Source organism: Haloarcula sp. Atlit-47R (assembly GCF_003665985.1).
GTDB lineage: Archaea > Halobacteriota > Halobacteria > Halobacteriales > Haloarculaceae > Haloarcula > Haloarcula taiwanensis.
The window spans coordinates 793,236-817,106 of record NZ_QPLQ01000001.1 but is presented as its reverse complement, the minus strand read 5'-3'; the positions used below and the strand labels follow the sequence as shown (position 1 = coordinate 817,106).

Sequence of the window (23,871 nt, the reverse complement as noted above, 5' to 3'; positions counted from 1 at the left end):
CTCGAGTAGCTGTCGCGGCGAACAGGGACAGCAGTCTGTCCAGCCGACGGGGGATTTAAATCCGGGCGCAGCAGTGTGTAGGGTAGATAATGGTCCTGCGTCAGCCGCCGACGGTCGTTGCCCTGTTTGTTCTGGTAACACTCGTCGTGACGGGGCCGCTCGTCGGCGTCGACGCTGTCAGAACGCAGCCGACGACTATCGGTGACGGGACGGCGGTCATCAGTTCCGTCCAACTTCCCACATCGGAGATACGGATTACGGACGGCCGGTTCGGCACGGACGTTGCGTATCTCCGGGTGCCCGATGCCAGCGTAACCGTCGATTCCGTCACGGGCCGCCCGAGGCTGCTGTATCAGGTCGCGGTCCCTGCGCTCGATATCTCCCGCGAAGACGAGCAGGTCCTCTCGGAGGGCCAGTCTGGAATATACCGACTCGCACCGGGTGACAGAGCGGTACGACCGTCGTCGCTGGAGCGGGACGTGTACAGGGGCACCGTTCGGCTTCGGGTCCAGAGCTTCGAAACTGCTGAGACAATCGTTGCTGAAAACGTGACAGTGCAGGTGAAGCGATGACCCGAGACACCGAGTGGTTCACCGGTCGCTGTCGACAGTTCGGAACGGTTGTGTTCGGTGACCGCTACGGCTATGTCCTCTGGCTCGGTCTGCTCGTTACGTTTGGGCTCTACTGGCGTGTCGGCATTTTCATCACCGACACGTACACCACTGCCAACGCGCTCGTCGCTGTGTCGAACGGGCAGCTCCACATCACAGAAACGCCGTACACCCTGACACTCGGCGCACAACCGGGCCTGCACGAGTCCGGCGGTAGGCTGTACGGCCGAAACTACGGCCAGATCCTGCTGGCTGTCCCGCTGGTCTGGATACTTCAGGCACTGTCCGCGTTCATAACCCCCCGGCTATTGCTTCTTGGACTCTGGTCGGGCACTGCACTCGCTTTCGTGTCTCACGTCAGCGTGCTCGGACAGCGCCACACCAATACCGCGAGACGCACTGTTCTGTGGGTCGGTAGCAGTGTCGTCGCCGTCCTGTTTCTGACCGGCGCGCTGACAGCGACAGCCCTTCCGGACACTGCGCTCCCGATAGCTGCGTTCCAGATTTCAACGATGCTTGCAGCGGCGACGACCAGTGTCGTTCTCTACCGCCTTGTCGGAATCTGGCACGACCGCTCGGTTGCTCTGGGGGCTGGTGCTGCAATCGGTATCGCCACGTCTGTCGGATTTTGGGCTTCGCTTCCGAAACGGCACGTCATGGTGGGACTGTTGCTACTGACGTCGGTGTACCTGTTCGCTCGGAGCCGACTTGCGTATGCTGACGCTATGTTTCAGAGGGGGCTCGGCTTTCGCGCCGGTGCGTACGCCACCGCTGGACTGGTCACCTGGACCCATGCCTTCGAGGGATTCTTCCTCGTGGTGACACTGGCCATCATAGACCTTGTCACCGCAAAGCGGAATTCGCTCGTCCACCTCGCTGGTATTGGCCTCGCGCTCTTCCTCGGATCGCTCCCGATGCTCGTGACGAATCTCCTTATCTCCGGTAACCCGGTCAAACCGCCGCGGTTGCTTTCCGCTGTGGGGGGTGCAAACGTCGAGTTTACACCCGGCGGTGATACCGGAACGGGTGGCAAGAGCGCCGCTGGCGGGACTGAGGGTGCTGGTGCGGACGGCGGGGCTGGCGGGACTGGCGGGACTGGTAGTGGTGGTTCCACTGTGACGGGCGGTGAATCCGGAACGTCGATACTCACCCCGATTCTCGGCCTGTTCGACCGGATCATGGGACCTGCGGCCCCCGCGATGGTGTTCGTCTCGGATGCGGTCAGTCATGGCCTTGACGTGCTAACTACGCCAAAGCGAATGTCCCAGATATTCCTGCGGAGCGGCTCCGCGCCACGGATCAACTACGCCCCTAATTCCTACGAAGCGATCGAACTCACGATGCTCGAGGCCGTCCCGCTTTTCGGCGCAGTCGCGGCACTCCCTGCGGTCCTGGTCCGGTCAGCTAATCAGCGCATGCGGCAATGGAGTGTCCGTCCGTCACAGTACTCGCCCCGAACACAGACTGATCTGCTCGTTACGGCTCTCGCCGCTGTGTTCACGCTCATCTATCTGAGCCGTCTGCCGCTGCACACACAACTCACTGTTCGATACCTGCTGCCGACGGTCCCGCTCGTCATGTACGGCGTCGTTCGGATACCCGCAGTTCACGAAACCGTCAGCGACGCGAAGGAGTGGCTTGCCGGCGGGTACGCTGCGAGTACAATCGGAGGTCTTATTTTCGGACTCGGTGTCGTTGCTGGACTCGATCTGGCGCTGGGAGAGTCGGTACAGTTTCACGCTCTCCTCAATCTCGGTGGGGCAGCAGTCTGTGGCGGGACTGTGCTGGGTCGCACACTCGCTCCTGAACGGGTCCCGTCCAGAGCGGTCGCACTGGGCTTGGCACTCCCGGCAGGACTAACGACAGCGTACCTCCTCCTATCGGGGCTCGTGTACTTCCAGTATGGCTCCTTCGCGCTCGATTTCATCCGCGTTCTCACACGCCATCTCCCTGCGGTGTAACTGGGTTTCGGGACCCACCGATATCACACGCGATAATTTACGGGACACCTTTATCTAACTCATCACGATATGTAGGCTTGATAGGCATGCCAGACGTACTGATCGCCGACGATTCAGAGTTTATGCGTAACCTCCTCCGCGAGATTCTCGAAGAAGACCACGAGATCGTTGGGGAGGTCGAGAACGGTGTCGAAGCTGTCGAAGTGTTCAAAGAAGAAGGGCCGGACCTGGTGATGATGGACATCGTGATGCCCATCCGGGACGGCATCGAAGCCACGGACGAGATCAAATCCTCCAATCCCGACGCGAACGTCATCATGTGTACAAGCGTCGGTCAGGAAGAGAAGATGAAGGAGGCCGTGAAAGCGGGGGCTGACGGGTACATCACCAAGCCGTTCCAGAAACCCAGCGTGATGGAGGCTATCGAGGACGTCGTTCCCTCATAGATGAACGTCGATATTCAGTCGCTGGGCACGTTCAACCAACTCGCTCACGAGGGGGCCGAACAGGCCACGCAGTCGATGGGCCAGATGACGGGCATCGACGCCGTCGTCGACGTAACCAAGATTACGCTGCTCGACAGAGCAGATGTCGGCGAGGAACTGGCCGGCCGGGACTTTGTCGGGGTCGAGTTCTCCTTCGATGGCGTACTGGAGGGCGATACTGTCCTTGCCTTCGACGTGGACAGCGCCGGAACGATCACCGAGGAGATGATGCCCGGCAGCAGCGACGATGAGGCAATGGCCAGGAGTTGCATCAAGGAGATCGGCAACATCATGATGAGCGGGTTCATCGATGGATGGGCCGACTACGTCGGTGCGACCATCGACCATTCGCCGCCAGAGTATATCGAGGAGTCTGGCGGTGGCGTGCTCCCTGATACGCCCGTGGACGCCGACCACCAGCAGGTGTTCGTGTTCAAATCGGAGATCGAATGGATCGACGAGTCGGTGAACTTCTACATCTACATGCTCCCTGAGTACGAGTCGCTCACGGAGATGATGGTGGAGCACGTCGACACGGACGGCGACGCGATTCCCATTGACAAGCTCCAGACGTTCAACGAGATGACGACTCGGGGCACTCAGAAAGCCGCTGACAACGTCGAAATGATGACCGGTATTCCGACTGAGTCGGAGGTGACACAGATCAGCTTCGCTCCCATCGAGGACGTGCCAAAGCAGATCGGGACGGAAACGTTCGTCGGGACGGTCGTTGAGTTCACCGGGACGCCCAGTGGCTACCTTATGGTGTTGTTCGATGAAGTCTCTGCAATCAATGTTGCGGAGGCGATGATGCCAATTGAGGTGGACAGCGACGAGCTAACCGACCAGCACAAGGCCGCCATCGAGGAACTGGGGAACATCATGACGAGCGGGTTCGTCGACGGCTGGGCGAACGTCCTTCAGACGTCGGTCGAACACACGCCACCACGGGTCGTCCACGACATGGGTCGGGCGATTATGGATCCGCTTGCAGCGCAGGTCGGACAGTATCAGGAGCACGCGTTCATTATCGACTCCCAGATGCAGACCGACGACATCGAGTTCCAGGCTGAAATTCACGCCCTGCCCAACGAGAAAGAGTTGCGCGCCGCCCTCAACGACCTCGATGTCGAGCGGGCGACCGAGACGGGCGCGGATGTCGAACAGATATTCAAATAATGAAAGTATACGATGGTAGCCAAACAGAGAGCCCCGAACAAGGTACGCCCGAACGTATCAAGGTCGGCATCGCCGAGTACAAGGTGGCCACGGAACCGGCCGTGCTGACCACGAGTGGGCTCGGCTCCTGTATCGGGATCGCGATATACGACACCCGCAAGACGGTGGCCGGGCTCGTTCACGTTATGCTTCCGTCGGCGGCTGATATCGACGGCGGGAACCATGCGAAGTTCGCGGACACAGGCATCGAAGCACTCATCGAGGCCATGGCGGATGCCGGGGCGTCGACGGAGGCGATGGAAGCCAAAATCGCCGGTGGGAGCGATATGCTCGACTTCTCAGAGAGCGGCTCCTCTATCGGGTCGCGAAACGCGAAGAAGGTGCGCGAGACGCTCGAGGAACACGGTGTTCCCGTTGTCGGTGAAGACCTAGGTGGTGACCACGGCCGGTCCGTCAAACTCGAAGCCGACACCGGTAATTTCATCGTCAAAAGCGCGAACACTGACTCGATAACACTGTGATGTCTGTGAGCAGTCTCCGTGCCTGACGGTCGGCGTCAGACGGACGACAGCCGCTCGTCTGCCGGGGGCGCACTGGGACAATCTGTTCTCCAATTGTCTGACCGGAATTAATCTGAAATGTAAAAGGCTAGTACTTGGTCTGTTAATTTACGCTATCTGAGCCGGGAAAATGGGATATTATTATCAAATATGATACGCTAAGGGGAATATTCAAGAGTAGAAACGGCCTGATATACAAGAGATGAGTAGTCCTGCTCTCGTGCCGCTGGCTCCAGCCGTCTCACCGGAACTGGTTGGACTGGCACCAGCCCTCTTTGTCTTGCTAACCGGCGGGCTGGTTGGTATGAGCATCAAGAATATGTTCGATTCGATTCTGTCGGACGACGAGAGCGGGGGCACGAGTGAGGACGACGGTGACGGTGAGATGGCTGACGGCGGTCTGATGGCCGATGACGGCGGTGGTGGTGACGACCTCGGCGGTCTCGGCGGCCTCGACGATGGCGGCGACGACATGGGTGGGTTCGGTGACGACGAGTTCGGCGACATGGAGGACGCGAGCGGGCCAGACACCGACGAACTGGAACACCGGCTCGACGAACTGGAAAACGAGGTCGGAAGTCTCTCCTCAACGGTCAACACTGTGCGGACGGAAAACGAGAGCATATCCGAGTCCGTCGAAGAAACTGAGGAGAACGTCCGGAAGCTGCTCGACATCTACGAGATGGTCACCCGCGGCGTCAACCCCTTCGCCGATGATGTCGATGGCGGCATGGGTGGCATGGCCGAAGGTGGCGGTTCTTTCGGTCTCTTTGACGACGACGGGAGCGACGACACCGAGGAGGATATCGACGACGATGTCGCCAACGCCGACGCAGAAGGGTTCTTCGACGAGGACCTGACTGAAGACACTGGCGGTGATATGTCGATGGACGACGGCGGCGTCGACGACATGTTTCCCGACGACGGCGACGACATGGGCGGCTTCGAGGACGACGGCGGGTCGTTCGACGAGGAGTTCGGCGACTTCGACGACACGGAGGACGACATGAGCATGGACGATGGGATGAGCATGGACGACGAGGAGAGTATGGACGACGACAGCGACGACGGCGACGGCGGCAAATCGTTCGCAGAGCTCAAAGACGAGTACGAGTCCGGCGACGCCGAGTGGGCCGATGGTGAGGAACCCGAGGACGAACCTGACGACGATGCTGACCTGCTGGCCGACGAGGACGACGATCTACTCGGCGAGGACGATTCGGATGACGATGCAAGCGGGCTGGAAGACGACGACCTCTTCGACGAGGTTATCGAGGACGACGGGCTCGACGACGGTGAGGCGGCGACGGAATCTGAACCGGAACCTGAGCCGGAACCCGAGCCAGAGCCAGCCGTAGAATCGGAGCCGGAACCTGAGCCTGAGCCCGAACCTGTGCCCGAGCCGGAACAGACCACGCAAACGGACACGGCAGCCGCCGGTCACGACGATGCAGCAGCGGTAGACGACGACTCGGACGCAAGCGCGGACGACGACGGGAAACCGTACCTGTCGACGATGCCGGAGGGGTTCGCGGCGGACCTCATTATCGTCGAATGGCTTGAGTTCCTGGTCCAGCACTCGGGCTACCGCGAGACGGCTCGCGCAATCGACTACTACGAAACTATCGACTGGATCGACGAGTCGGTCGCGGACCAGCTCAAGGCGTACCTCCGCGGCTTCGACGACGTGAACGACACCGGGGATGGGTTGTCTATCGACCACCACACCGAGAGCTTGCACTACATCTCGCAGCTTGACAGTGACAGCGGCGCTGACGCCGTTGCGCTCTCGAAACTGGTGGGTGGAGGTGGTTCCGATGGGATTCAGCGTTAGCGGCTCGGCAGCCGTCATCTTCGTGGCCGCGTTCATCGGCTTCGGGATGTTCTACTCCGCGGCCGCGAACAGCTTCGAGCGCGTCAACGATGCCCGCGAGGACCAGCGCGACCGACTGCTCGATCAGCAAAACACTGACATCTCGCTTGTCTCGGCGACGTGGAACAGCAGCGGGAACGACAATCTCGTCGTGACCGTCGACAACACCGGCTCGGAGACGCTGTCGGTCGACGCAACCGACCTGCTGGTCGATAACGATTACCGCGCAGGATACGGCACGACTGTCGACGGTGACGGGTCGACGGACATCTGGGCGTCACAGGAGCGGTTGACGATTACCGTCTCCTCGCTCAGTAATCAGCCCGACCGGGTGAAAGTCGTCACCGAGAACGGGATCGCCGAAACGATGGTGGTGAGCTAACATGGCGAGCGTCTCAGTCTCACACCTGATCCTGTTCATCGCGTCGATGGCCATCGCCGCGAGCGTGGCTGGCGTCTTTACGAGCAGCATCGGCGAACTGAGCAACGCGGTTTCGGAACAGGGACTGGACGTGAGCAGTGACGTCCGGACCGATGTGGAAATCATCTCTGACAGCGGCAGCGACACGATATACGATAACGGCGACGAAACGATCACTATTCACGTCAAAAACACCGGATCAGAGACGCTAGCGCCGGTTCCCGGACAGCTGGATCTGTTCGTGGACGGGACTTTCGCCAGTGACTACACGGTGACGCTGGAGCCAGACGGTGGCAACATCTGGCGGCCCGGTGAAGTCGTCCGCATCGATATCAACGACAACCTGAGCAGCGGCGACCACCGCCTCAAGCTCATCGTCAACGGCGACGAGGAGGTGTTCGAGTTCAACACATGAGTATCGCAAGTACTGACCTATTCTCTCTCGGACTGGACGATCACGACCGGCTGAACAAGGAACTGGGCGGCGGTATCCCGCCCGGCAGCATCATCCTCGTCGAGGGGGACTACGGGGCCGGGAAATCCGCCATGAGCCAGCGGTTCACCTACGGCCTCTGTGAGGAGGGCCACGAGGTGACCTACCTCTCGACGGAGCTGACCGTCGGGAGCTTCCTCGACCAGATGCACTCGCTGTCGTATGACATGGTCGACCATATCCTCGACGAGAACGTGCTGTTCCTGCACGCCGACATCGGCGAATCGAACGCCCTCACCGGCGGTGACGAACAGTCAGACCGGAAGGAACTCCTCAAGCGGCTGATGGAGGCCGAGGTGATGTGGGACGCCGATGTCGTCGTCATCGACACCTTCGACGCTATCCTCCGCAACGATCCCAAGTTCGAGGCCCTCGTCCGGCAAAACGAGGAGCGCCAGGCCGCTCTGGAAGTCATCTCCTACTTCCGGGATGTCATCTCCCAGGGCAAGTGCATCATGCTCACCGTCGACCCGTCGACGCTGGACGAGGAGGCTATCGGTCCGTTCCGGGCCATCGCTGACGTGTTCATCGAACTGGAGATGATCGAGGTCGGCAACGACGTGCGCCGGCAGATTAACGTCCTCCGCTTTGCCGGCATGGGTGAACAGGTCGGTGACACCATCGGGTTCTCGGTCCGCTCGGGGACTGGCATCGTCATCGAATCGCGCAGCGTCGCTTAGAGGTGAGCTAAGATATGACAGATCACGGACGTGCGAAGCCGTCGGACGAACTTCGACAGATGGCAGCGCGGCGGCCCCACCTGCGGGACCACCTGAAGAAGTTCAAGCAGATCACCGGTGAATTCCCAATGCTCATCGACGAGGCCGACGACGAGTACGAGACGAACCGGCCGAACGTGCTCTATCCGGTCGGTGGCCCCATCTTCTGTCATATCTACGGCGACGTGGGTCAGGACATGAAGTACTACGCTATTGAGCCGGAACTCGACGAGGACGAGCGGGCCGTCTTCGGGAAGGTCCGGAACCGCCTGCTACAGCGTAGCGTCAACAAGCCCGCACCGGAAAACGAGGCCCAGTTCGACGACCGCATCGAGGAACTCCTGCAGGAGACGACCAAAATCAGGGACGAGGACAGCGACAGCGGCGTCCTCACGCGCCTGTCGAACCTGACCGACGTGAGCAGCGTCGAGGTCACACAGGAGACCTACGAGAACATCCTCTACCGGCTGAACCGCGACATCGTCGGCCTCGGCCCGCTGGAACCGGTCATGCGCGACCCGGCCAACGAGGACATCCACGTCATCGGCCGTAGCGAGTGCCACGTCGACCACGGGGTCTACGGCATGTTGGAGACGACTGTCGAGTGGCAGAGCGAGGAGGCATTCGACCAGTGGCTCCGAAACATGGGCGAGCGGATGGGCGACCCGGTCTCCGACTCGGATCCTATCGTCGACTCGACGCTCCCGGACGGATCGCGTCTGAACCTCATCTACTCTGACGACGTGAGCCTCAAAGGGCCTTCACTCACGATTCGTCAGGGCGACGACGTTCCGCTCTCGATTTTCCAGATTACCAAGTGGATGACGCTGTCGCCGCAACTGGCGGCGTACCTCTGGCTCTGTCTGGAGAACGAACAGACGGTGTTCGTCGTCGGGGAGACGGCGTCCGGGAAGACGACGACGCTGAACGCCATCACCTCGTTCATCCCCGACGACGCCAAAATCTACACCGCGGAGGACACCGCCGAGGTGCTGCCCCCGCACAACACCTGGCAGCAACTGTTGACTCGTGAGGGCGAAGACGAGGGGACCAGTATCGATATGTTCGACCTCGTCGCCGCTGCACTGCGGTCCCGCCCCGACTACATCATCGTCGGGGAGGTTCGTGGTGAGGAAGGACGGATGGCGTTCCAGGCCGCCCAGACCGGCCACCCGGTGATGCTGACGTTCCACGCGAGCGACATCGTGTCGATGATTCAGCGGTTTACCGGCGAACCCATCAACGTCCCCGAGACGTTCATGGACGTGGCCGACGTGGCGCTGTTCCAGAACCGCGTCAAGCAGGGCGATCAGGTCCTGCGCCGCGTGACCAGCGTCCAGGAGATAGAGGGGTACTCGAAGGAGATGGACGGCGTCGTCACCCGGCAGGTGTTCAACTGGGACCCCGTCGAGGACGAGATCATCTTCCAGGGGATGAACAACTCCTTCGTCCTCGAAGAGCAGATCGCGACGCTGCTCGGCTACGAGGACACGCGTGACATCTACGACGACCTCGAGTTCCGCGCGAACCTCATCGAACGCGCCATTCAGGAGGGTATTCTGGGGTATCACGAGGTCAACGACTTCATTTCGGACTTCCAGCGTGACGGCGTCGAAGGGATCCCGTTCAACATGGCACGGCCCGACTAACGATGGCACAGGGTGAAGCCGAGAGCGACCTCGATCTGACGATATCCGAGACGATCCAGTCGCTCGTTGAGTCCTACCGCCAGATGACGATTCCGCTGGAGCGGTATCTCTTTCTCATCCTCCTGCCAGCCGTCGCCTTCTTCATTATCTCGACGGTCGTTGCCCTACTGCTGGAGCAGCCCTTCGCAGTCAGAGCACCGATCCCCCTGCTCGGCTTCCTCGTGATGGCGTCGGCGATTTTCTACCCGAAAATCCTCCTGAGCCAGCGCAAGCGCGAACTCAACAACCGGTTTCACCTGCTCATCACGCACATGACTGTGCTGGCAACGACGAAGATCGACCGGATGGAGGTGTTCCGAACGCTGGCCGAAGAGGACGAGTACGGTGAACTCGCGATGGAGATGCACCGCATCGTCCAGCTCGTCGACACCTGGAACCTGAGCCTCGACGACGCCTGCCGCCGCCGCGCCAAGCAGGTCCCGAGTCGCGCCGTGTCGGACTTCTTCGACCGTCTCGCGTACACCCTCGGGGCCGGACAGGGACTCGACGACTATCTCTTGACTGAACAGGAGCAGATCATCCAGCACTACTCGACGGTGTACAAGAGCTCGCTCGACAGCCTGGAAGTGATGAAAGACCTCTACCTGTCGATGATTCTGTCGATGACGTTCGCGCTGGTGTTCGCCGTCGTTCTCCCGGTGCTGACTGGGACGAACCCGACGATGACCGTCAGCGCCGTCATCGTGATGTTCGTGTTCGTCCAGACCGGCTTCTACCTCGCCATCCGCTCGATGGCCCCCTACGATCCAGTGTGGTTCCACCCGGTCGACTACCCGTCGCCGATTGAGTCAAAGCTCAACAAGTCGATGGCCGCCGGCGTGGGGCTGTCGATGCTGCTCGTGTTCATCACGCTGGGCGGGATGCTCGGCATCTCGCCGGTCACGCTGAACGACCTCTTTTTCATGTTCGACGAAGTGCCGTTGCCGCTGTATGCCGCCGCGCCGATCACGCCGATGCTCATCCCTGGTCTCGTCTTCCGGCAGGAAGAACAGCGCATCAAGGACCGGGACTCGGAGTTTCCAAACTTCATCCGCGCGCTCGGTGCGACCGAGGGCGCGAAGCAGTCGACCACTGGGGCGGTGCTTCGCACGCTCCGCAAGAAAGACTTCGGCGCGCTCTCACCGAACATCGATAACCTCTACAAGCGGCTGAATATGCGGATTGAGCCGACATCCGCCTGGCGCTTTTTCACCGCTGACTGTCGGTCCTATCTCATCCAGACCTTCTCCGAGATGTATCTTATCGGCCGCGAGATGGGTGGGTCGCCAAAGCAACTGGGCGAACTCATCTCCGAGAACATGAATCAGGTGCTGCAGCTCCGCCAGAAGCGCAAGCAAGCGACGACGACGCTCGTCGGCCTCCTGTACGGGATGACTGCCGCGTCGACGTTCGCGTTCTTCATCGGCCTGCAGGTCGTCAACATCCTCGCGGGCATGTCGCTTGACCTGAGTACCGGGAGCCGTCTTGACGCCGCCTCGCTTATCAACACGAGCGTCTACAACATCCCGCTCATCGAGTTCCTGCTCATCATCATCATCATGTTCGGCGCGATGCTATCGTCGCTGATGATCCGGACTGTCGACGGCGGTCACAACGCCAATACGTACATGCACTTCGTGATGCTCACGTGGATCGGCGCTATTACCGGGACGTTCACGAAGTGGCTGGTGTCGCAGTTCCTCGCAATCTGAAGTACCTTTTTACTGCAGGGGGTTTCCTCGCGCCTGCGGCGCTGCGGGAACCCCCTTTGTAAAAATCTACGCTAAAAACAACCTCCGAGTCGCGGCCTGCGGCCGCGCTCGGAGTGAAACCGCTCGCTCCGCTCGCGGTACAGTAACAGCGCTACAACCGCCGGCAAACCTGCCCTTCCCCGGGTCGCGCCACGCAGGGCGCTCCCGGCCCACAGAATCATAACATCTATTCCCGGCCCACAGCACCGCAGTCCCGCGACGCTACCCCTCGAAGCCGTCTTCCCACCGGAACAGCCCGTCTCGCTGGACGACCTCGCCGTCGACTTCAAGACGCGACCCCTCGCCCATCGTCGTGATGAGGTCCTCGTGGACGGCGCTGTCGTTGCCGGACTCGCCTTCGGGCAGGCAGGCGTCGTACGCGCGCCCGAGCGCGAGGTGGACGGTCCCGCCCATCTTCTCGTCGAAGAGGATGTTGTCGGTGACGCGGTCGACGCCGCGGTTCATCCCGATACCGAGTTCGCCAAGCTGGCGGGAGCCGCCGTCGGTGCCGATGATTTCCTCGATGACTGCCTCGCCCTGCTCGGCCGACCAGTCGACGACGACGCCGTCTTTGAACGTCAGCTCGACGTTTTTCACCCGGCGGCCCTGTATCGTCATCGGCACGTCGAAGGTGACGACGCCGGCGGTGTCGTAGGGTGCGGTGAACACCTCGCCGGAGGGGAGGTTGTGCGAGTCGTAGGCCACGCTGGCAGCGGAGTTGACGGCGAGACGGCCGTCGATGTACAGCGTGATGTCCGTGCCGTCAGCGACGAGACGGACCGTCTCGCCCTCGTCAAGAATGTCTTTTAACCGGGCCTGTTCTTCGGCCAGCGCTTCCCAGTCCCGCAGCGTCGCGTCGTAGACGAAGTCCTTGTAGTCGGCGTAGGCCATCCCGGCCTGCTGGGCCATCGCCCGCGTCGGGTGCTGGGTCGACACCCAGTCGGTGTCCAGGCGGGCCTCCCTGATTCCTTGCCGGGCCGTCGAGTACGCCTGCCGCCGGTCGCTGTCCACGTCGGCCGTCTCGGTGGTATTCCGCGACCCCTTCAGGAACAGCACGCTGTCGGCTCGCTCGTACAGCGCCAGTTCGTACTCGGGGTCCTCGGTGAACGGCCTGTCGTGAGCCTGCAGATAGGCCCGTGTGAGTTCGTCTGACTGGTACGTCGACAGGAGATTCGCGCCGCGGTCGCCAAGCTGCTCTGCTACGGCGACTGCGAGGTCGTGGGCTCCGTCTTCAACGGCCACGACCACGTCGTCACCCGCGTCGATGCGAGCGCTCCAGTCGACGAGAATCCGAGCGTGTTCGCGTATGCGGTCGTCCATGCCCTCATCAAGAGTGGCCGGAACAAAACGGCGGTGGTCCTCGGAATATCACGTATGATGTGATTGTATTCCGTAGATTTTTTTGGATTCCAGAGCCGGAGTATTCGGTGCAGTACGGGACAGCGCTACGTGGCAATTGCTGGCTTCCCACGGCCGCTTCCGAGGCAGTTGGGTGGCGATGGCGCTATGACTGACGACGGCACGGGTGGTGTTCGTGCCACGGTTTTCTGTCGAACCGCAACCCCTACCTGTTCGGTCGGCGACTCCTCGGTATGGAACTTGGCGTCATCGGACTCGGACGCATGGGCCGAATCGTCGTCGACCGCGTACTCGAAGCCGGCCACGAAGTCGTCGTCTTCGATATCGACGAGGAGAGCGTCGCCGACGCGGCGGACGCCGGCGCTCGGCCGGCGTCGTCCATCGCGGACCTCGCGGAGAAACTCGGCTCGGAGAAACGCATCTGGCTGATGGTTCCGGCCGGAGACCCAGTCGACGCTGCGCTGGACGAGTTGGCTCCGACACTCGACGGCGACGACATCGTGGTCGACGGCGGCAATTCCTACTTCGAGGACTCGGTTCGCCGCGCCGAGTCGACCGACGCGGCCTATCTCGACTGTGGAACGTCCGGCGGTCCGGCGGGTGCAGAACTGGGTTTCTCACTGATGGTCGGCGGCCCGCAGTGGGCCTACGACGAACTGGTTCCCGTCTTCGACGCCGTCTCGACCGGCCCCGACGGCCACGACCGGATGGGACCGGCCGGCTCGGGCCACTATGTCAAGATGGTCCACAACGGTGTCGAGTACGCACTGATGCAGACCTACGGCGAGGGCTTCGAACTGCTGGCCAACGGCCGTTATGACCTTGATCTCGAATCGGTCGCCAACACCTGGAACAACGGCGCGGTCATCCGGTCGTGGCTGCTGGAACTCTGCGAGGAGGCGTTCCGCGAGGAGGGCAACGACCTCGGTGACGTGGCCGACCGCGTCGAGGGCGGGTCGACGGGGACCTGGACCGTCCAAGAGGCGCTCGAACAGGAAGTCCCGGTGCCGCTCATCTACCAAGCGCTGGCCGAGCGGTTCGGTTCGCGGGCCGACGACGGCCGCTTCTCGCGCCGCCTCGCGAACCGACTCCGATACGGCTTCGGCCGCCACGAGGTCCCTCGCCGGGAGTAACGCGCTCGCTGTGCCGTGACTCTGCGGGACCTTCTCGCCAGCGCTCTACCTGACTCAGCGCTCGGGTGTCGGCACCTGTCCGCGGGCGAGGACCGCCGTCCCCTCTTCCCCGTGCCAGACCAGTCTGACGGTGGCTCCGTTGGGTGCGTTCATTCCGAACTCATCGCCCGCAGTCACGGTGCCGTCCTCGTCTTGCCACGTCTTCGTCGGCCGGTCGTCTGCTTCGAGCGTGAGTCGCTCGGCGGCGATGGCGTCACCGCCCTCGTGCCTGACGACGACTATGGGGCCAGTCATCGCGTGATCGTACTCGATAGAAAACGACGTCTGCGGTGCTCTCGGCTCCTCGACGCTGTCTCCGACTCCGAGAACGAACGACCCCAGAATCGCCGCAATGATGACGATGAGCACGACCGCTACCACCAGGGCGCCGAACCCGGCAACGATTCCCACGAGTACCTTCGTAGAGCCGTCCATCTCGGACCAGGACTCTCTAATTCCCATACCTCTCGAACAGCATTAGTATTAATATATTTTTTGAATAATTTAACACTAATATCTTCAAGAAATGACTAGTCCGAGACGTGCGACAGGAGGCCCTGCAGGCGGAAACAACAGCTAATTAAACCAGTATTCCATAGCCGTGCACATGGTAGAACTCGTTGGACTCGCCGCCGGGGCCACGCTTACCCTGATAGTGGTCGCGCTCCACTACGCCAAAGGGACCGGTTGGGAGGCACCGGAAGATATCTCTCAGGAGGTCCTTGAGCAGCGGGCCGCGACAGTCCCCGAGACGGACTTCCCGGAGCCGTACAACCGCTCTATCGGCGGTGGCGGTGCCACAGCGATTCCGGCCGGTGAGGCCGAAGGCGAACTCGGCGAAGGCGAAGAGGTCGAAGAGGAGGACGACGGCTTCGACCCCGACGACATCGCCGACGACGAGGTCGAGTACTACGAAATCGAATTCGCCAAGGAAGGCGAGACAATCGAGGTCGCCAACAACGAGACGATTCTCGATGCTGGCGAAGAGGAAGGCTGGGACCTCCCCTACGCCTGCCGTGAGGGCCAGTGTATCTCCTGTGCCGGCCATATCGAGGACGGCCCGGCCGAGGACTACATCCGTCACAGCAACAACGACTCGCTGATGGACGACGACATGGAAGAGGGGTACTGTCTGACCTGTGTCGCGTACCCGACCAGCGAGTTCACTATCGAGACCGGCGAGTCGCCCTGACGGGTTCACAATCGTTAAGACGCGCAGTCCGATAGCGTTTCTTGTGGGCGGCTAGTTCAGCGGACAGAACGCCTGGTTCCGGACCAGATGGTCGGGGGTTCAAATCCCTCGCCGCCCGTGCAGCGAACCCGAGTTTTACGAGCGGTGAGCGAACCGGAAGCGAGGATTTGAATCAGGGAGTGTAGCGGTGCGAAACGACTGTGGTTCAAATCCCTCGCTGCCCGCTATTCTGCGAGGAGCGGACGTGACGAGCGAATAGCAGTATCAGAGCGGTTTGAACCCGGGGAATCGCAACGCCCGTCCCTGTTTCTCACGGCCCCGGTGACTGTCACGGCACGGGAATCGCCGCAACGTCCTTGAGGTTCCGACACAAGGTACGAACACATGCGTGTGCTCGTCGTGGGTGCGACCGGATTCATCGGACAGCGACTGGTCCGTGCCCTGAACGACGCAGGCCACGACGTGGTGGCGTTCTCCCGGAGTGCGAGCGAAGAATCGTTTCCCGACGGGGTCGAGCCGTTCGAGGGTGACCTCGGCGACCCAGACTCCCTCGATGGACTCTGCGACGACATCGACGTTGCGTACTACCTCATCCACTCGCTCACTTCCGAGAACTTCGCTGAGCTGGACCGTCGCTACGCCCGTCGGTTCGCGGACTCGGCGTCGGCCGCGGGCGTCGACAGGGTTGTCTATCTCAGCGGTATCAGCGGTGACGAGGAGAACCTCTCGCCCCATCTGGCGTCGCGGCGCGAAGTCGAGTCGGTGCTGGCGGAGGGGTCGTTCGACCTGACGGTACTCCGTGCGGCGGTCATCATCGGCCCGGAGAGCGCGAGCTTCCGGATCGTCAACGACCTGACCGACCGGCTGCCGCTGATGCTCGTCCCCAAGTGGGTCAGAACGCCGTGTCAGCCCATCGGTGTCGACGACGCGATTAGCTACCTCGTGGCGTTGCTCGATGCCGACGAGACCCGTGGCGAGACCTACGACATCGGCGGGCCGTCAGTGTGGTCCTACGAGTCGCTGCTGAAACTCACCGCGGCAGAGAAGGGCAAGCGACTGTTTATCATCCCCGTGCCGGTGATGACGCCGGGCCTGTCCTCGCACTGGCTTCGATTCACGACAGACGTACAGTACGCCATCGCCCGGCCGCTGGCCGAGAGTATGCGGAACCCGGTCACGGTTGACCCGGCAATGGACCTGCAAGATGTCGTGCCAATCGACCAGACGCCAATCAAGGACGCTGTCCGGAAGGCGCTCGCTGCGGCGTGAGGACGGCCATCGACGTGTCCCGGCGGAACCCCTTTGAGTCTGTCTGGTGCATATCCTTGCATGCCCGAATCGGTCGCCGTCACTGGCGGTAACGGCCGTGTCGGCACGCACGTTCTCGAATATCTGGATGCAGCGGGATACCGGACGGTCAATCTCTCCCGCGGTCGGCGCGACGAGACACACTCGGACGTATACATCGAGACTGACCTGCTCGATGCGGGCGAGGTGTACGGTGCACTCGCAAAGAGCGATGCCGACGCTGTCGTCCACCTCGGAATGGTTCCCACGCCCGACCAGACGCCGGGATACCGGACCTATGAAAGTAACGTCATGTCCAGCTATCACCTACTGGAAGCAGCCGGCGAACTGGGTATCGACACGGTCGCTCTGGCGTCGAGTTTCAGCGCCATCGGCGGCGGGTTCGAACCGGACGCCATCACGCTCGACTACCTCCCAATTGACGAGGACCACCGCCTCACGCCGTCGAACCCGTACGCAATGGGGAAACAGGCACTGGAGATCGCTGCCGACGGGTTCGCCCGCCGGAGCGCGGACGCACCCCAGACCATTACGTCGCTTCGGTTCCCGTGGGTGGTCGACGATGACTTGGCCCACGAGACGTTTGTCGAGGCCGACCGTACCCTCGCTGGACTCCGGAACTCGGAGCATTTCCATACCCAGCGTAACACGCTCTGTGGATATGTCCACGCTACCGATGCTGTCACGCTCGTCGAGGCAGCCATCGAAGCGTCGTTCGATGGCCACGAGCGGTTCTGGGTGTCGGCCCCGGACACGAGTGCCGAGACACCGAGTGCCGAACTCGCGGCGGAACTGTACTCCGAGGCCGACTACCGAGGACAGACGGGTGAGGACAGCGACCCGTATGCGGCGCTCATCGACACCTCGAAAGCCCAGCAGCTGCTCGACTGGGAACCGACGTGGAGCTGGCGACAACTGGCGTGAAGCCGACGGTGGCCCGTGCATCGCGCCGGACGCTGCCATTACCACGCCGCATGTAGCGGCCGTTTCATCCGGAACACGTTGCTAAAATGTAATGTGTATGTAACTAACAAGCATGAGTGACGCCGAACAGCCGTCAGAGAGCGAGACACACGACCATCACGAGCATCACGACCACGAGGGGCCGGGCTATGCCACTCCGCAGGCGGCCATTGAGGAGGCCGAGCGCGAACGGACCGCCTACGTGATGGGGCTGCACGTGGGTCAGGACGTCGACGCGCCGGACTTTCTGGCTGTCGTCGATGTCGACCCTGACTCGGACACCTACAGCGAAATAATCAATCGAGTCAAAATGCCGAACAAGGGCGACGAACTCCACCATTTCGGGTGGAACGCCTGCTCCTCATCGTGCCACATGGACGGACTGGAGCGCCGGCATCTCGTCATTCCCGGCCAGCGGTCATCTCGAATTCACATCGTCGACACCAAGGAGCGACGCGACCCTGAACTGACGAAAGTCATTGAACCGGAAACGGTGTACGACCACGACCTCTCCGCGCCCCACACCGTCCACTGCATCCCCGACGGTGAGATCCTTATCTCCATGCTGGGCGACGCCGACGGCGACCTCCCCGGCGGCTTTCTGGAACTGAACGACGACTTCGAGGTGCAGGGTCGGTGGGACCCGCCCGGCGAGATAGAGATGAACTACGACTACTGGTATCAGCCCCGCCAGAACGTGATGCTGTCGACGGAGTGGGCGGCCCCGAAAACCTACTACCCTGGGTTCGACTTAGAGGACGTTGAGGACGGCAAATACGGCCAGCATCTCAATTTCTGGGACTGGGAGGCTGGCACCGTCGAACAGACCATCGACCTCGGCGAGGACGGTCTGATTCCGCTCGAAGCCCGCTTTCTCCACACACCCGAGAGCACGCACGGCTACGTCGGCGCGGCGCTATCCTCGAATATCATCCACTTCCACGAATCGAACGGTGAGTATCATGCCGAACCAGTCATCGAGTTCGACGACCGTGAACACGAGGGGTGGGACATGCCGGTGCCAGCACTGGTAACGGACATCCTCATCTCGATGGACGACCGCTACCTCTTCGGGTCGAACTGGCTCCACAGCGAGGTGTGGATGTACGACATCTCGGACCCGTCGAACCCCCGGAAGGCCGATTCGATCTCTATCGGTGGCTACTTCGGCGACATTCAGCAGGTACAGGGCCGTGACATCGTCGCGGGTCCGCAGATGCTTCAGCTCTCACTCGACGGCGAGCGGCTGTACTGGACGACCTCGCTGTTTTCGTCGTGGGATAACCAGTTCTTCCCCGAGGAGGCCGAGACCGGCTCGGTAATGCTCAAAGCCGATGTGGATCCGCGGACGGGGACAATGTCGCTGGACCGGGACTTCCTCGTGGACTTCGGCGACCTGCCCGAAGGCCCTGCTCGTGCCCACGAGATTCGGTGGCCCGACGGAGACTGTACCAGCGACGTGTGGCAATGACGGCGGTGCGGGTGGGCAGCTGATGTCCGAGGTCCAGCTGGACTGGCGGGACAGCGACCGGACGGAGACGATTTTCGTCCCGGACGGCAAGACGATACTCGATGCCGCGGCGGCCGCGGATATCGGACTGCCGTTCGGCTGTCGAACCGGTGCGTGCGGGACCTGTACCGCTCGGCTGCTGTCCGGTGACGTGGTGCATCACCGCTCGCCGCGGGCACTCAAGGACCGACAGCTTGCGGACGGCTACGTCCTGCTCTGTATCGCCGAGCCGACAACCGACACGCATCTCGCCGTCGGCGCGACGGTGCAGGCCGAACTGGTCCCGAACCCCTGGAAGTGACGGGGAGCCGGTCAGGTCCGGTGGTGACCCGACAGCGCTTGCTGGAGTACCTGTCCCAAGAACCCGATGGCCGGGACGACGAACACCGTCGCGTGGACCCAGGCGTCGTACGTGATATCGCTCGGCTTGGTGACCAGAAAGAGGCCGTAGAGGACGAGCATCACGATAACCCACAGGACGGTGATGACCAGAAACGGGAGCGCGTCCCGGGCTGGGTCGACGACAGCGTCACGCAGTATGTTGGACATGCTTGGGGTGTCAAGCTGAAGCGCTAAAAGCGTACCCGCTACCGGCCGAACTCCGTTACCAGTTCGATACCGTCGGTCCCGTAGTCTGTCATCGCGGCCAGCCGCTCCGAAACTGCCTCTAGTGCCACCCGGCGGGTGACGAGTGCGCCGGGATTGAGCGTCCCGTCAGCGACCAGACGGAGGAGGTCGTCGTACCGCGACGGCGGCATCCCGCGTGAGCCGAGCACGTCGATATCCCAGCGGGTGATCCAGTCGGTCGGCAGCGCCACCTCGCCGCGTTCAGCATCGGTCGTCAGCCCGACCTGAACGTGCGCTCCTCGTGGCCGGAGACACCGAACGCTGTTCCGGCAGGTCTCGGCCCGGCCCAGCGCGTCGACGGACACCTCCGCGCCGCCGTCGGTTTCGGCCTCGATGGCCGCTGGCACGTCTGCCACAGCGCTGGCGTCGACGACGGTGTTCGCGCCCACGTCGCGGGCCATCGCCAGCGGGTCCTCGCGGATGTCGACGGCGATGACGCTCGCACCTAGCGCCGACGCGATCTGGACGGCCGCCAGCCCGAGGCCGCCACAGCCATGCACCGCGACGCGGTCCCCGGCGGCGATGTCAGCCCGATGTGCCAGCGCGTGAAAGGCCGTGACGTACCGACAGCCCAGCGCTGCCGCGGCGTCGAAATCAACGCTGTCGGGCAGCCCCACGAGGTTGTAGTCGGCCTGCGGGACGGCGACTCGCTCGGCGAACGCGCCCGGAACGTCGGACTCGAAGCCCAGCGCCCACCCGCCCGTACAGACGTTGCCGTGACCGTTTCGGCAGTAGCCACAGGTCCCGTCGCCGAGGTTGAACGGCACGACGACGCGGTCGCCGGCCGACACTGTCGTTACCCGGTCGCCCGTCTCGACGACGCGGCCCGCCGGTTCGTGGCCCAGCACCTGTCCTATCGGCACGTCGTCGTCGGCCCAGTCGCCGTGGCCCTGCCAGGCGTGCCAGTCGCTCCGACAGATGCCACACGCCTCGACCGCGACGACGGCCCCGTCCGGGTCCGGGGTCGGCGGATCGCGGTCCCGGACTGCCAGCGGTTCGTCGTACGCCTCAAGCACTGCGGCGCGCATAGGTCTGCTTCGCGCGCTCCGGACAAAATACCGGAGGCCGCCGTCGCTCGGGAGTGACTTTATGACTCGGACCAGCGATATCCGGACATGACCCTCCTCCCGGTGCTCGCTGCCCTGTTCGTGTCACCGGTCGCGGTCGCGCTGGTGTATGCCGACGCCGGGCGACGCGACCTGTCCAGCCGGTATCGCGCGGTCGCCGCCGCGACCGTCGGCGTCGCCAGTTTCGGCGGGTTCCTCGCCGCCGCCGTCTTCGGGAGCGGGCTCCTTTCGGCGTACCGCCGCCTGCTGGACCAGCCGGCGGTCGCCGTCACGCCGCTGGAGTTTCTCCTCTCCCTGCTCCTGTTCGGCCTCGTCGGCACCGCGCTGGCTGTCCTGGGGTACGGAGTCGCCAGCCGGTTCGGTCCGCTCGCGCCCCGGTAATCGCCGCGCCGGCCGCCGACCCCTACCTTCAAACCCGGCACGACCCCACCGAGAGGTATGGACGACACTGACTGGATAGGCGAGACCTTCACCAGCACGGTCGGGTGGGACCACCTGGAGAGGCTGGTCGACATCGGGAACCGGATGGCCGGCAGCGACGGCGAACGGAGGGCTGCCGAAGCGACCCGAGACGCGCTGGCGGCGTACGCCCGCGACGCTCGACTCTCCGAGTTCGAGATACAGGGCTGGGAGCGGGGCGACAGCGCCGTCCACGTCGATGGGTCACCGGTCGCGACACAGGCGCACGAATGCATCGCCCTCCCGCGGTCGCCGTCCAGCGAAGTGACCGGCGAACTGGTCGACGTCGGCCACGGCCTCCCGGAGGATTTCGAGGACGCTGACTGTGAGGGCCAGATAGTGCTGGCCCGCTCTGACGTGCCCGACTGGTACGACCGGTATATCCACCGGCGGGAGAAGTACTACCTCGCCGTCGAGGCCGGGGCGGCGGGGTTCATCTACCGCAACCACGTCGAAGGCGTGCTGCCACCGACCGGGAGCGTCGGCACGGCTGAGACCCCCATCGGCGAGATTCCGGCAGTCGGCGTCGCCAGCGAGACGGGCGCGCGACTGGGTCGCCGCTACGCCGGTGATGATGTCGCCCTTAGCGTCGACTGCGAGACGCCCGCTGCGACGAGTCAGAACGTTCACGCCGAACTCGGACCGGACACGGACGAACGACTGCTGGTGACCAGTCATGTCGACGCCCACGACATCGCGGAGGGCGCGATGGACAACGGCGCGGGGACGGCGATGGTCGTCGAACTCGCGCGGGCGCTGGCCGGCCGCGAGCACGAACTGGCGACGCGCGTGGAGTTCGTCACCTTCGGCGCGGAGGAGGTCGGACTCGTCGGCTCGAACCGGCTGGCCGCCCACGTGGCCCCCGACGACGTGACGGCCGTGCTCAATCTGGACGGCGTCGTCCAGGGCCGGACGCTGAAGTGTTTCACCCACGGGTTCGACGCGCTCGCGGCCGCCGCCGAGGACGTGGCCGACCGTTTCGACCACCCCATCTCGCTCACGCCGGAGCAGGGTCCCCACAGCGACCACTGGCCGTTTGTCCGGCGCGGCGTCCCCGGCTACCACGTGACCAGCGAAACCGGCGGCGAGGGCCGCGGCTGGGGCCACACCCACGCCGACACGCTGGACAAACTGGAATCCCGGACGTTCCGCGAGCAGGCCGTCCTGCTGACCGAACTCGCCGTGACGCTCGCCGACGGCTCTGTGCGCGCCGACCGCAAGGACCCCGCGGAGATAGCTGCCGCCCTCGAATCGCAGGACCTCGCCGAGGGGATGCGGATTACGGGCGACTGGCCCTTCGACGACTGAGACCCACTGCCGCGGTGGTCTCCGCGACTGGCGGCGGATACATACCAGATTTCTAGTATATCGGACCCCTCTCGTGTTCGGCAGTCCTGGTGTCTGACGATGGATTATAATGATTTACTCGGTATAGAAGTAACATATTCCGTAGGTTATTTACCATATGGGGACATGGAAACCGATGGCAGGTTGATTGGTCTACGTACTGTAGCCCGTATGTGAACGCCGTTACCGGCGTTCGCTGCCAAGCTCCCATGCTCTATCGGCCTCGCGGAGTCCGAGGCCGAGTCGACGTGAGTAACCACACCTGCCGTCGTCAGTCAACACCAACACCAATACCTGACACAACGGCCGTCCACGTGCCAAGACGGCCGCTGTGTCCACTTTCGGACATACTACTCCAAACACCGACTGGTAACGCAGACTGAGCAAAGCGGCACGTAGCGGCAGGGCCACTCTATGAGTCGTACGCCTGCGCTACGTCAGCCTTCGCCGACGGAATGACCTGCTGTTCGGCGTGGCGCATCGACCGCAACGCCTCGTCGGTGAATTCGACGTTGAGCGTGGGCAGGGCCCGTGCGAGACCGCCCAGCACCTCGCCGGGGTCGATGCTGAGTTCGAAGGCGAAGGCGTTCTGGTCCTCCCGCAGCGGAACGGAAAACTCGAAGTGCGTCTGAACGATATCCGTCGCCGTCTCCTGGTCGTATGTATCAGTGACAGCCGTCCAGAAGTCGTCGCTGTCGGCGGCGACCAGCGGCGCGAGGTCGTCTCCAAACGACTGCTGGCGGGCCAGCAGCCGCTCCCGAATCTGGTCTCGTCGGTCGCCACGGACAGTGTCACGGAGCGCGTTCCAGTAGATATCGCGGGCCAGCACGTCGTCAGCGTATGCGTCGAACGCCGCGTCGGTGGCAGCGTAATCCAGCACCGGCTCCAGCTGGTCGAGTATCTGCTGCTGGTAGGACTGGAGTTTCGGCCGGATAACGTGTCGTTCCAGCGGGCGGCTGTTGTTCAGCAGTTTGCCCGCAACGCGGCCGCCGCTCCCGTTTGACCCGCGAAGCACGGCTGCCACATCGAACGCCGCGTACGTCTCGTCGACGAACTGCGAGAGGTAACGCTCGAACTCCCGTTCGACGGCACGTCGTGTCACACCCAACCCTGTGGGCTGCAGTGA

Annotated in this window: 24 protein-coding genes and 1 tRNA gene; 20 read left to right on the top strand and 5 right to left on the bottom strand. The window is 62.7% G+C overall.

Features of this window, described 5'->3' with window-relative positions; all coding sequences use genetic code 11:
• Positions 1-89: 89 nt before the first annotated feature.
• The 11 genes from DVK00_RS04220 to flaJ all read left to right on the top strand — a co-directional run bounded on the left by DVK00_RS04220 (position 90) and on the right by flaJ (position 11,702).
• Entirely contained in the window at positions 90-572 is a 483-nt protein-coding gene (locus tag DVK00_RS04220; protein WP_121577313.1) for a hypothetical protein, read from the top strand.
• Complete coding sequence (locus DVK00_RS04215) at positions 569-2,572, top strand: hypothetical protein (RefSeq protein WP_101351015.1); 2,004 nt, start codon at positions 569-571, stop codon at positions 2,570-2,572. The genes DVK00_RS04220 and DVK00_RS04215 overlap by 4 nt, the downstream gene beginning before the upstream one ends.
• An 86-nt stretch (positions 2,573-2,658) precedes the next feature.
• The gene (cheY, locus tag DVK00_RS04210) at positions 2,659-3,018 is read left to right on the top strand and encodes a chemotaxis protein CheY (protein ID WP_004515265.1); all 360 of its coding nucleotides are present in this window, start codon (positions 2,659-2,661) and stop codon (positions 3,016-3,018) included.
• Positions 3,019-4,236: a chemotaxis protein CheC gene (locus DVK00_RS04205; RefSeq protein ID WP_101351014.1), complete on the top strand. Its 1,218-nt coding sequence runs from the start codon at positions 3,019-3,021 to the stop codon at positions 4,234-4,236.
• A complete protein-coding gene (locus DVK00_RS04200; RefSeq protein WP_101351013.1) occupies positions 4,236-4,757 on the top strand; it encodes a chemotaxis protein CheD in 522 nt (173 codons plus the stop codon). Before DVK00_RS04205 ends, DVK00_RS04200 begins: the two co-directional genes overlap by 1 nt.
• A gap of 241 nt (positions 4,758-4,998) precedes the next feature.
• A complete protein-coding gene (locus DVK00_RS04195) occupies positions 4,999-6,630 on the top strand; it encodes a FlaD/FlaE family flagellar protein (RefSeq protein ID WP_121577312.1) in 1,632 nt (543 codons plus the stop codon).
• Positions 6,614-7,051 carry a flagellin gene (locus tag DVK00_RS04190; RefSeq protein WP_101351011.1) on the top strand — a complete coding sequence of 146 codons (438 nt, stop codon included), beginning with the start codon at positions 6,614-6,616 and terminating at the stop codon, positions 7,049-7,051. The genes DVK00_RS04195 and DVK00_RS04190 overlap by 17 nt, the downstream gene beginning before the upstream one ends.
• Before the next feature lies 1 nt (position 7,052).
• On the top strand, positions 7,053-7,505 hold the full coding sequence (locus tag DVK00_RS04185) for a CARDB domain-containing protein (RefSeq protein ID WP_121511387.1): 453 nt from the start codon (positions 7,053-7,055) through the stop codon (positions 7,503-7,505).
• Positions 7,502-8,263: an ATPase domain-containing protein gene (locus DVK00_RS04180; RefSeq protein WP_053967200.1), complete on the top strand. Its 762-nt coding sequence runs from the start codon at positions 7,502-7,504 to the stop codon at positions 8,261-8,263. The genes DVK00_RS04185 and DVK00_RS04180 overlap by 4 nt, the downstream gene beginning before the upstream one ends.
• A 14-nt stretch (positions 8,264-8,277) precedes the next feature.
• Positions 8,278-9,951 carry a type II/IV secretion system ATPase subunit gene (locus DVK00_RS04175; protein ID WP_053967201.1) on the top strand — a complete coding sequence of 558 codons (1,674 nt, stop codon included), beginning with the start codon at positions 8,278-8,280 and terminating at the stop codon, positions 9,949-9,951.
• A gap of 2 nt (positions 9,952-9,953) precedes the next feature.
• The gene (gene flaJ / locus DVK00_RS04170) at positions 9,954-11,702 is read left to right on the top strand and encodes an archaellar assembly protein FlaJ (RefSeq protein WP_101351009.1); all 1,749 of its coding nucleotides are present in this window, start codon (positions 9,954-9,956) and stop codon (positions 11,700-11,702) included.
• A gap of 261 nt (positions 11,703-11,963) precedes the next feature.
• Here the strand turns inward: flaJ and DVK00_RS04165 are convergent, their stop codons facing one another.
• Complete coding sequence (locus DVK00_RS04165) at positions 11,964-13,061, bottom strand: aminopeptidase (RefSeq protein WP_101351008.1); 1,098 nt, start codon at positions 13,059-13,061, stop codon at positions 11,964-11,966.
• Positions 13,062-13,333: 272 nt separating this feature from the next.
• On the opposite strand from DVK00_RS04165, the gene gnd reads away from it, so the two are divergent.
• Complete coding sequence (gnd, locus tag DVK00_RS04160) at positions 13,334-14,233, top strand: phosphogluconate dehydrogenase (NAD(+)-dependent, decarboxylating) (protein WP_121577311.1); 900 nt, start codon at positions 13,334-13,336, stop codon at positions 14,231-14,233.
• A gap of 54 nt (positions 14,234-14,287) precedes the next feature.
• Here gnd and DVK00_RS04155 read toward each other — a convergent pair whose 3' ends face one another.
• Entirely contained in the window at positions 14,288-14,734 is a 447-nt protein-coding gene (locus tag DVK00_RS04155) for a type IV pilin (RefSeq protein ID WP_121535502.1), read from the bottom strand.
• Positions 14,735-14,879: 145 nt separating this feature from the next.
• Between DVK00_RS04155 and DVK00_RS22365 the strand changes: the two genes are divergently transcribed.
• From DVK00_RS22365 to DVK00_RS04125, 6 genes are all read left to right on the top strand, one after another.
• Positions 14,880-15,464 (top strand): 2Fe-2S iron-sulfur cluster-binding protein, encoded by a 585-nt coding sequence (locus DVK00_RS22365; RefSeq protein ID WP_121511391.1) that lies wholly within the window; start codon positions 14,880-14,882, stop codon positions 15,462-15,464.
• 45 nt (positions 15,465-15,509) lie between these two features.
• Positions 15,510-15,582, top strand: a tRNA-Arg gene (locus DVK00_RS04145).
• A gap of 266 nt (positions 15,583-15,848) precedes the next feature.
• Positions 15,849-16,733 (top strand): NAD(P)H-binding protein, encoded by an 885-nt coding sequence (locus DVK00_RS04140; protein WP_101351004.1) that lies wholly within the window; start codon positions 15,849-15,851, stop codon positions 16,731-16,733.
• A gap of 60 nt (positions 16,734-16,793) precedes the next feature.
• Positions 16,794-17,696 carry an NAD(P)-dependent oxidoreductase gene (locus DVK00_RS04135; protein ID WP_121577310.1) on the top strand — a complete coding sequence of 301 codons (903 nt, stop codon included), beginning with the start codon at positions 16,794-16,796 and terminating at the stop codon, positions 17,694-17,696.
• Positions 17,697-17,808: 112 nt separating this feature from the next.
• Positions 17,809-19,206 (top strand): selenium-binding family protein, encoded by a 1,398-nt coding sequence (locus tag DVK00_RS04130; RefSeq protein ID WP_121577309.1) that lies wholly within the window; start codon positions 17,809-17,811, stop codon positions 19,204-19,206.
• Between the two features lie 22 nt (positions 19,207-19,228).
• Entirely contained in the window at positions 19,229-19,546 is a 318-nt protein-coding gene (locus tag DVK00_RS04125) for a 2Fe-2S iron-sulfur cluster-binding protein (RefSeq protein ID WP_101351001.1), read from the top strand.
• A gap of 11 nt (positions 19,547-19,557) precedes the next feature.
• Here the strand turns inward: DVK00_RS04125 and DVK00_RS04120 are convergent, their stop codons facing one another.
• Entirely contained in the window at positions 19,558-19,794 is a 237-nt protein-coding gene (locus DVK00_RS04120; RefSeq protein ID WP_101351000.1) for a hypothetical protein, read from the bottom strand.
• Positions 19,795-19,832: 38 nt separating this feature from the next.
• On the bottom strand, positions 19,833-20,900 hold the full coding sequence (locus DVK00_RS04115; protein WP_121577308.1) for a zinc-dependent alcohol dehydrogenase family protein: 1,068 nt from the start codon (positions 20,898-20,900) through the stop codon (positions 19,833-19,835).
• An 87-nt stretch (positions 20,901-20,987) separates the two neighbouring features.
• Between DVK00_RS04115 and DVK00_RS04110 the strand changes: the two genes are divergently transcribed.
• Together DVK00_RS04110 and DVK00_RS04105 are read left to right on the top strand one after the other, a co-directional pair.
• Entirely contained in the window at positions 20,988-21,320 is a 333-nt protein-coding gene (locus tag DVK00_RS04110; protein ID WP_101350998.1) for a hypothetical protein, read from the top strand.
• A 57-nt stretch (positions 21,321-21,377) separates the two neighbouring features.
• Positions 21,378-22,706: a M28 family peptidase gene (locus DVK00_RS04105; protein WP_101350997.1), complete on the top strand. Its 1,329-nt coding sequence runs from the start codon at positions 21,378-21,380 to the stop codon at positions 22,704-22,706.
• Positions 22,707-23,157: 451 nt separating this feature from the next.
• Here the strand turns inward: DVK00_RS04105 and DVK00_RS04100 are convergent, their stop codons facing one another.
• The gene (locus DVK00_RS04100; protein ID WP_101350996.1) at positions 23,158-23,847 is read right to left on the bottom strand and encodes a hypothetical protein; all 690 of its coding nucleotides are present in this window, start codon (positions 23,845-23,847) and stop codon (positions 23,158-23,160) included.
• Positions 23,848-23,871: the final 24 nt, after the last annotated feature.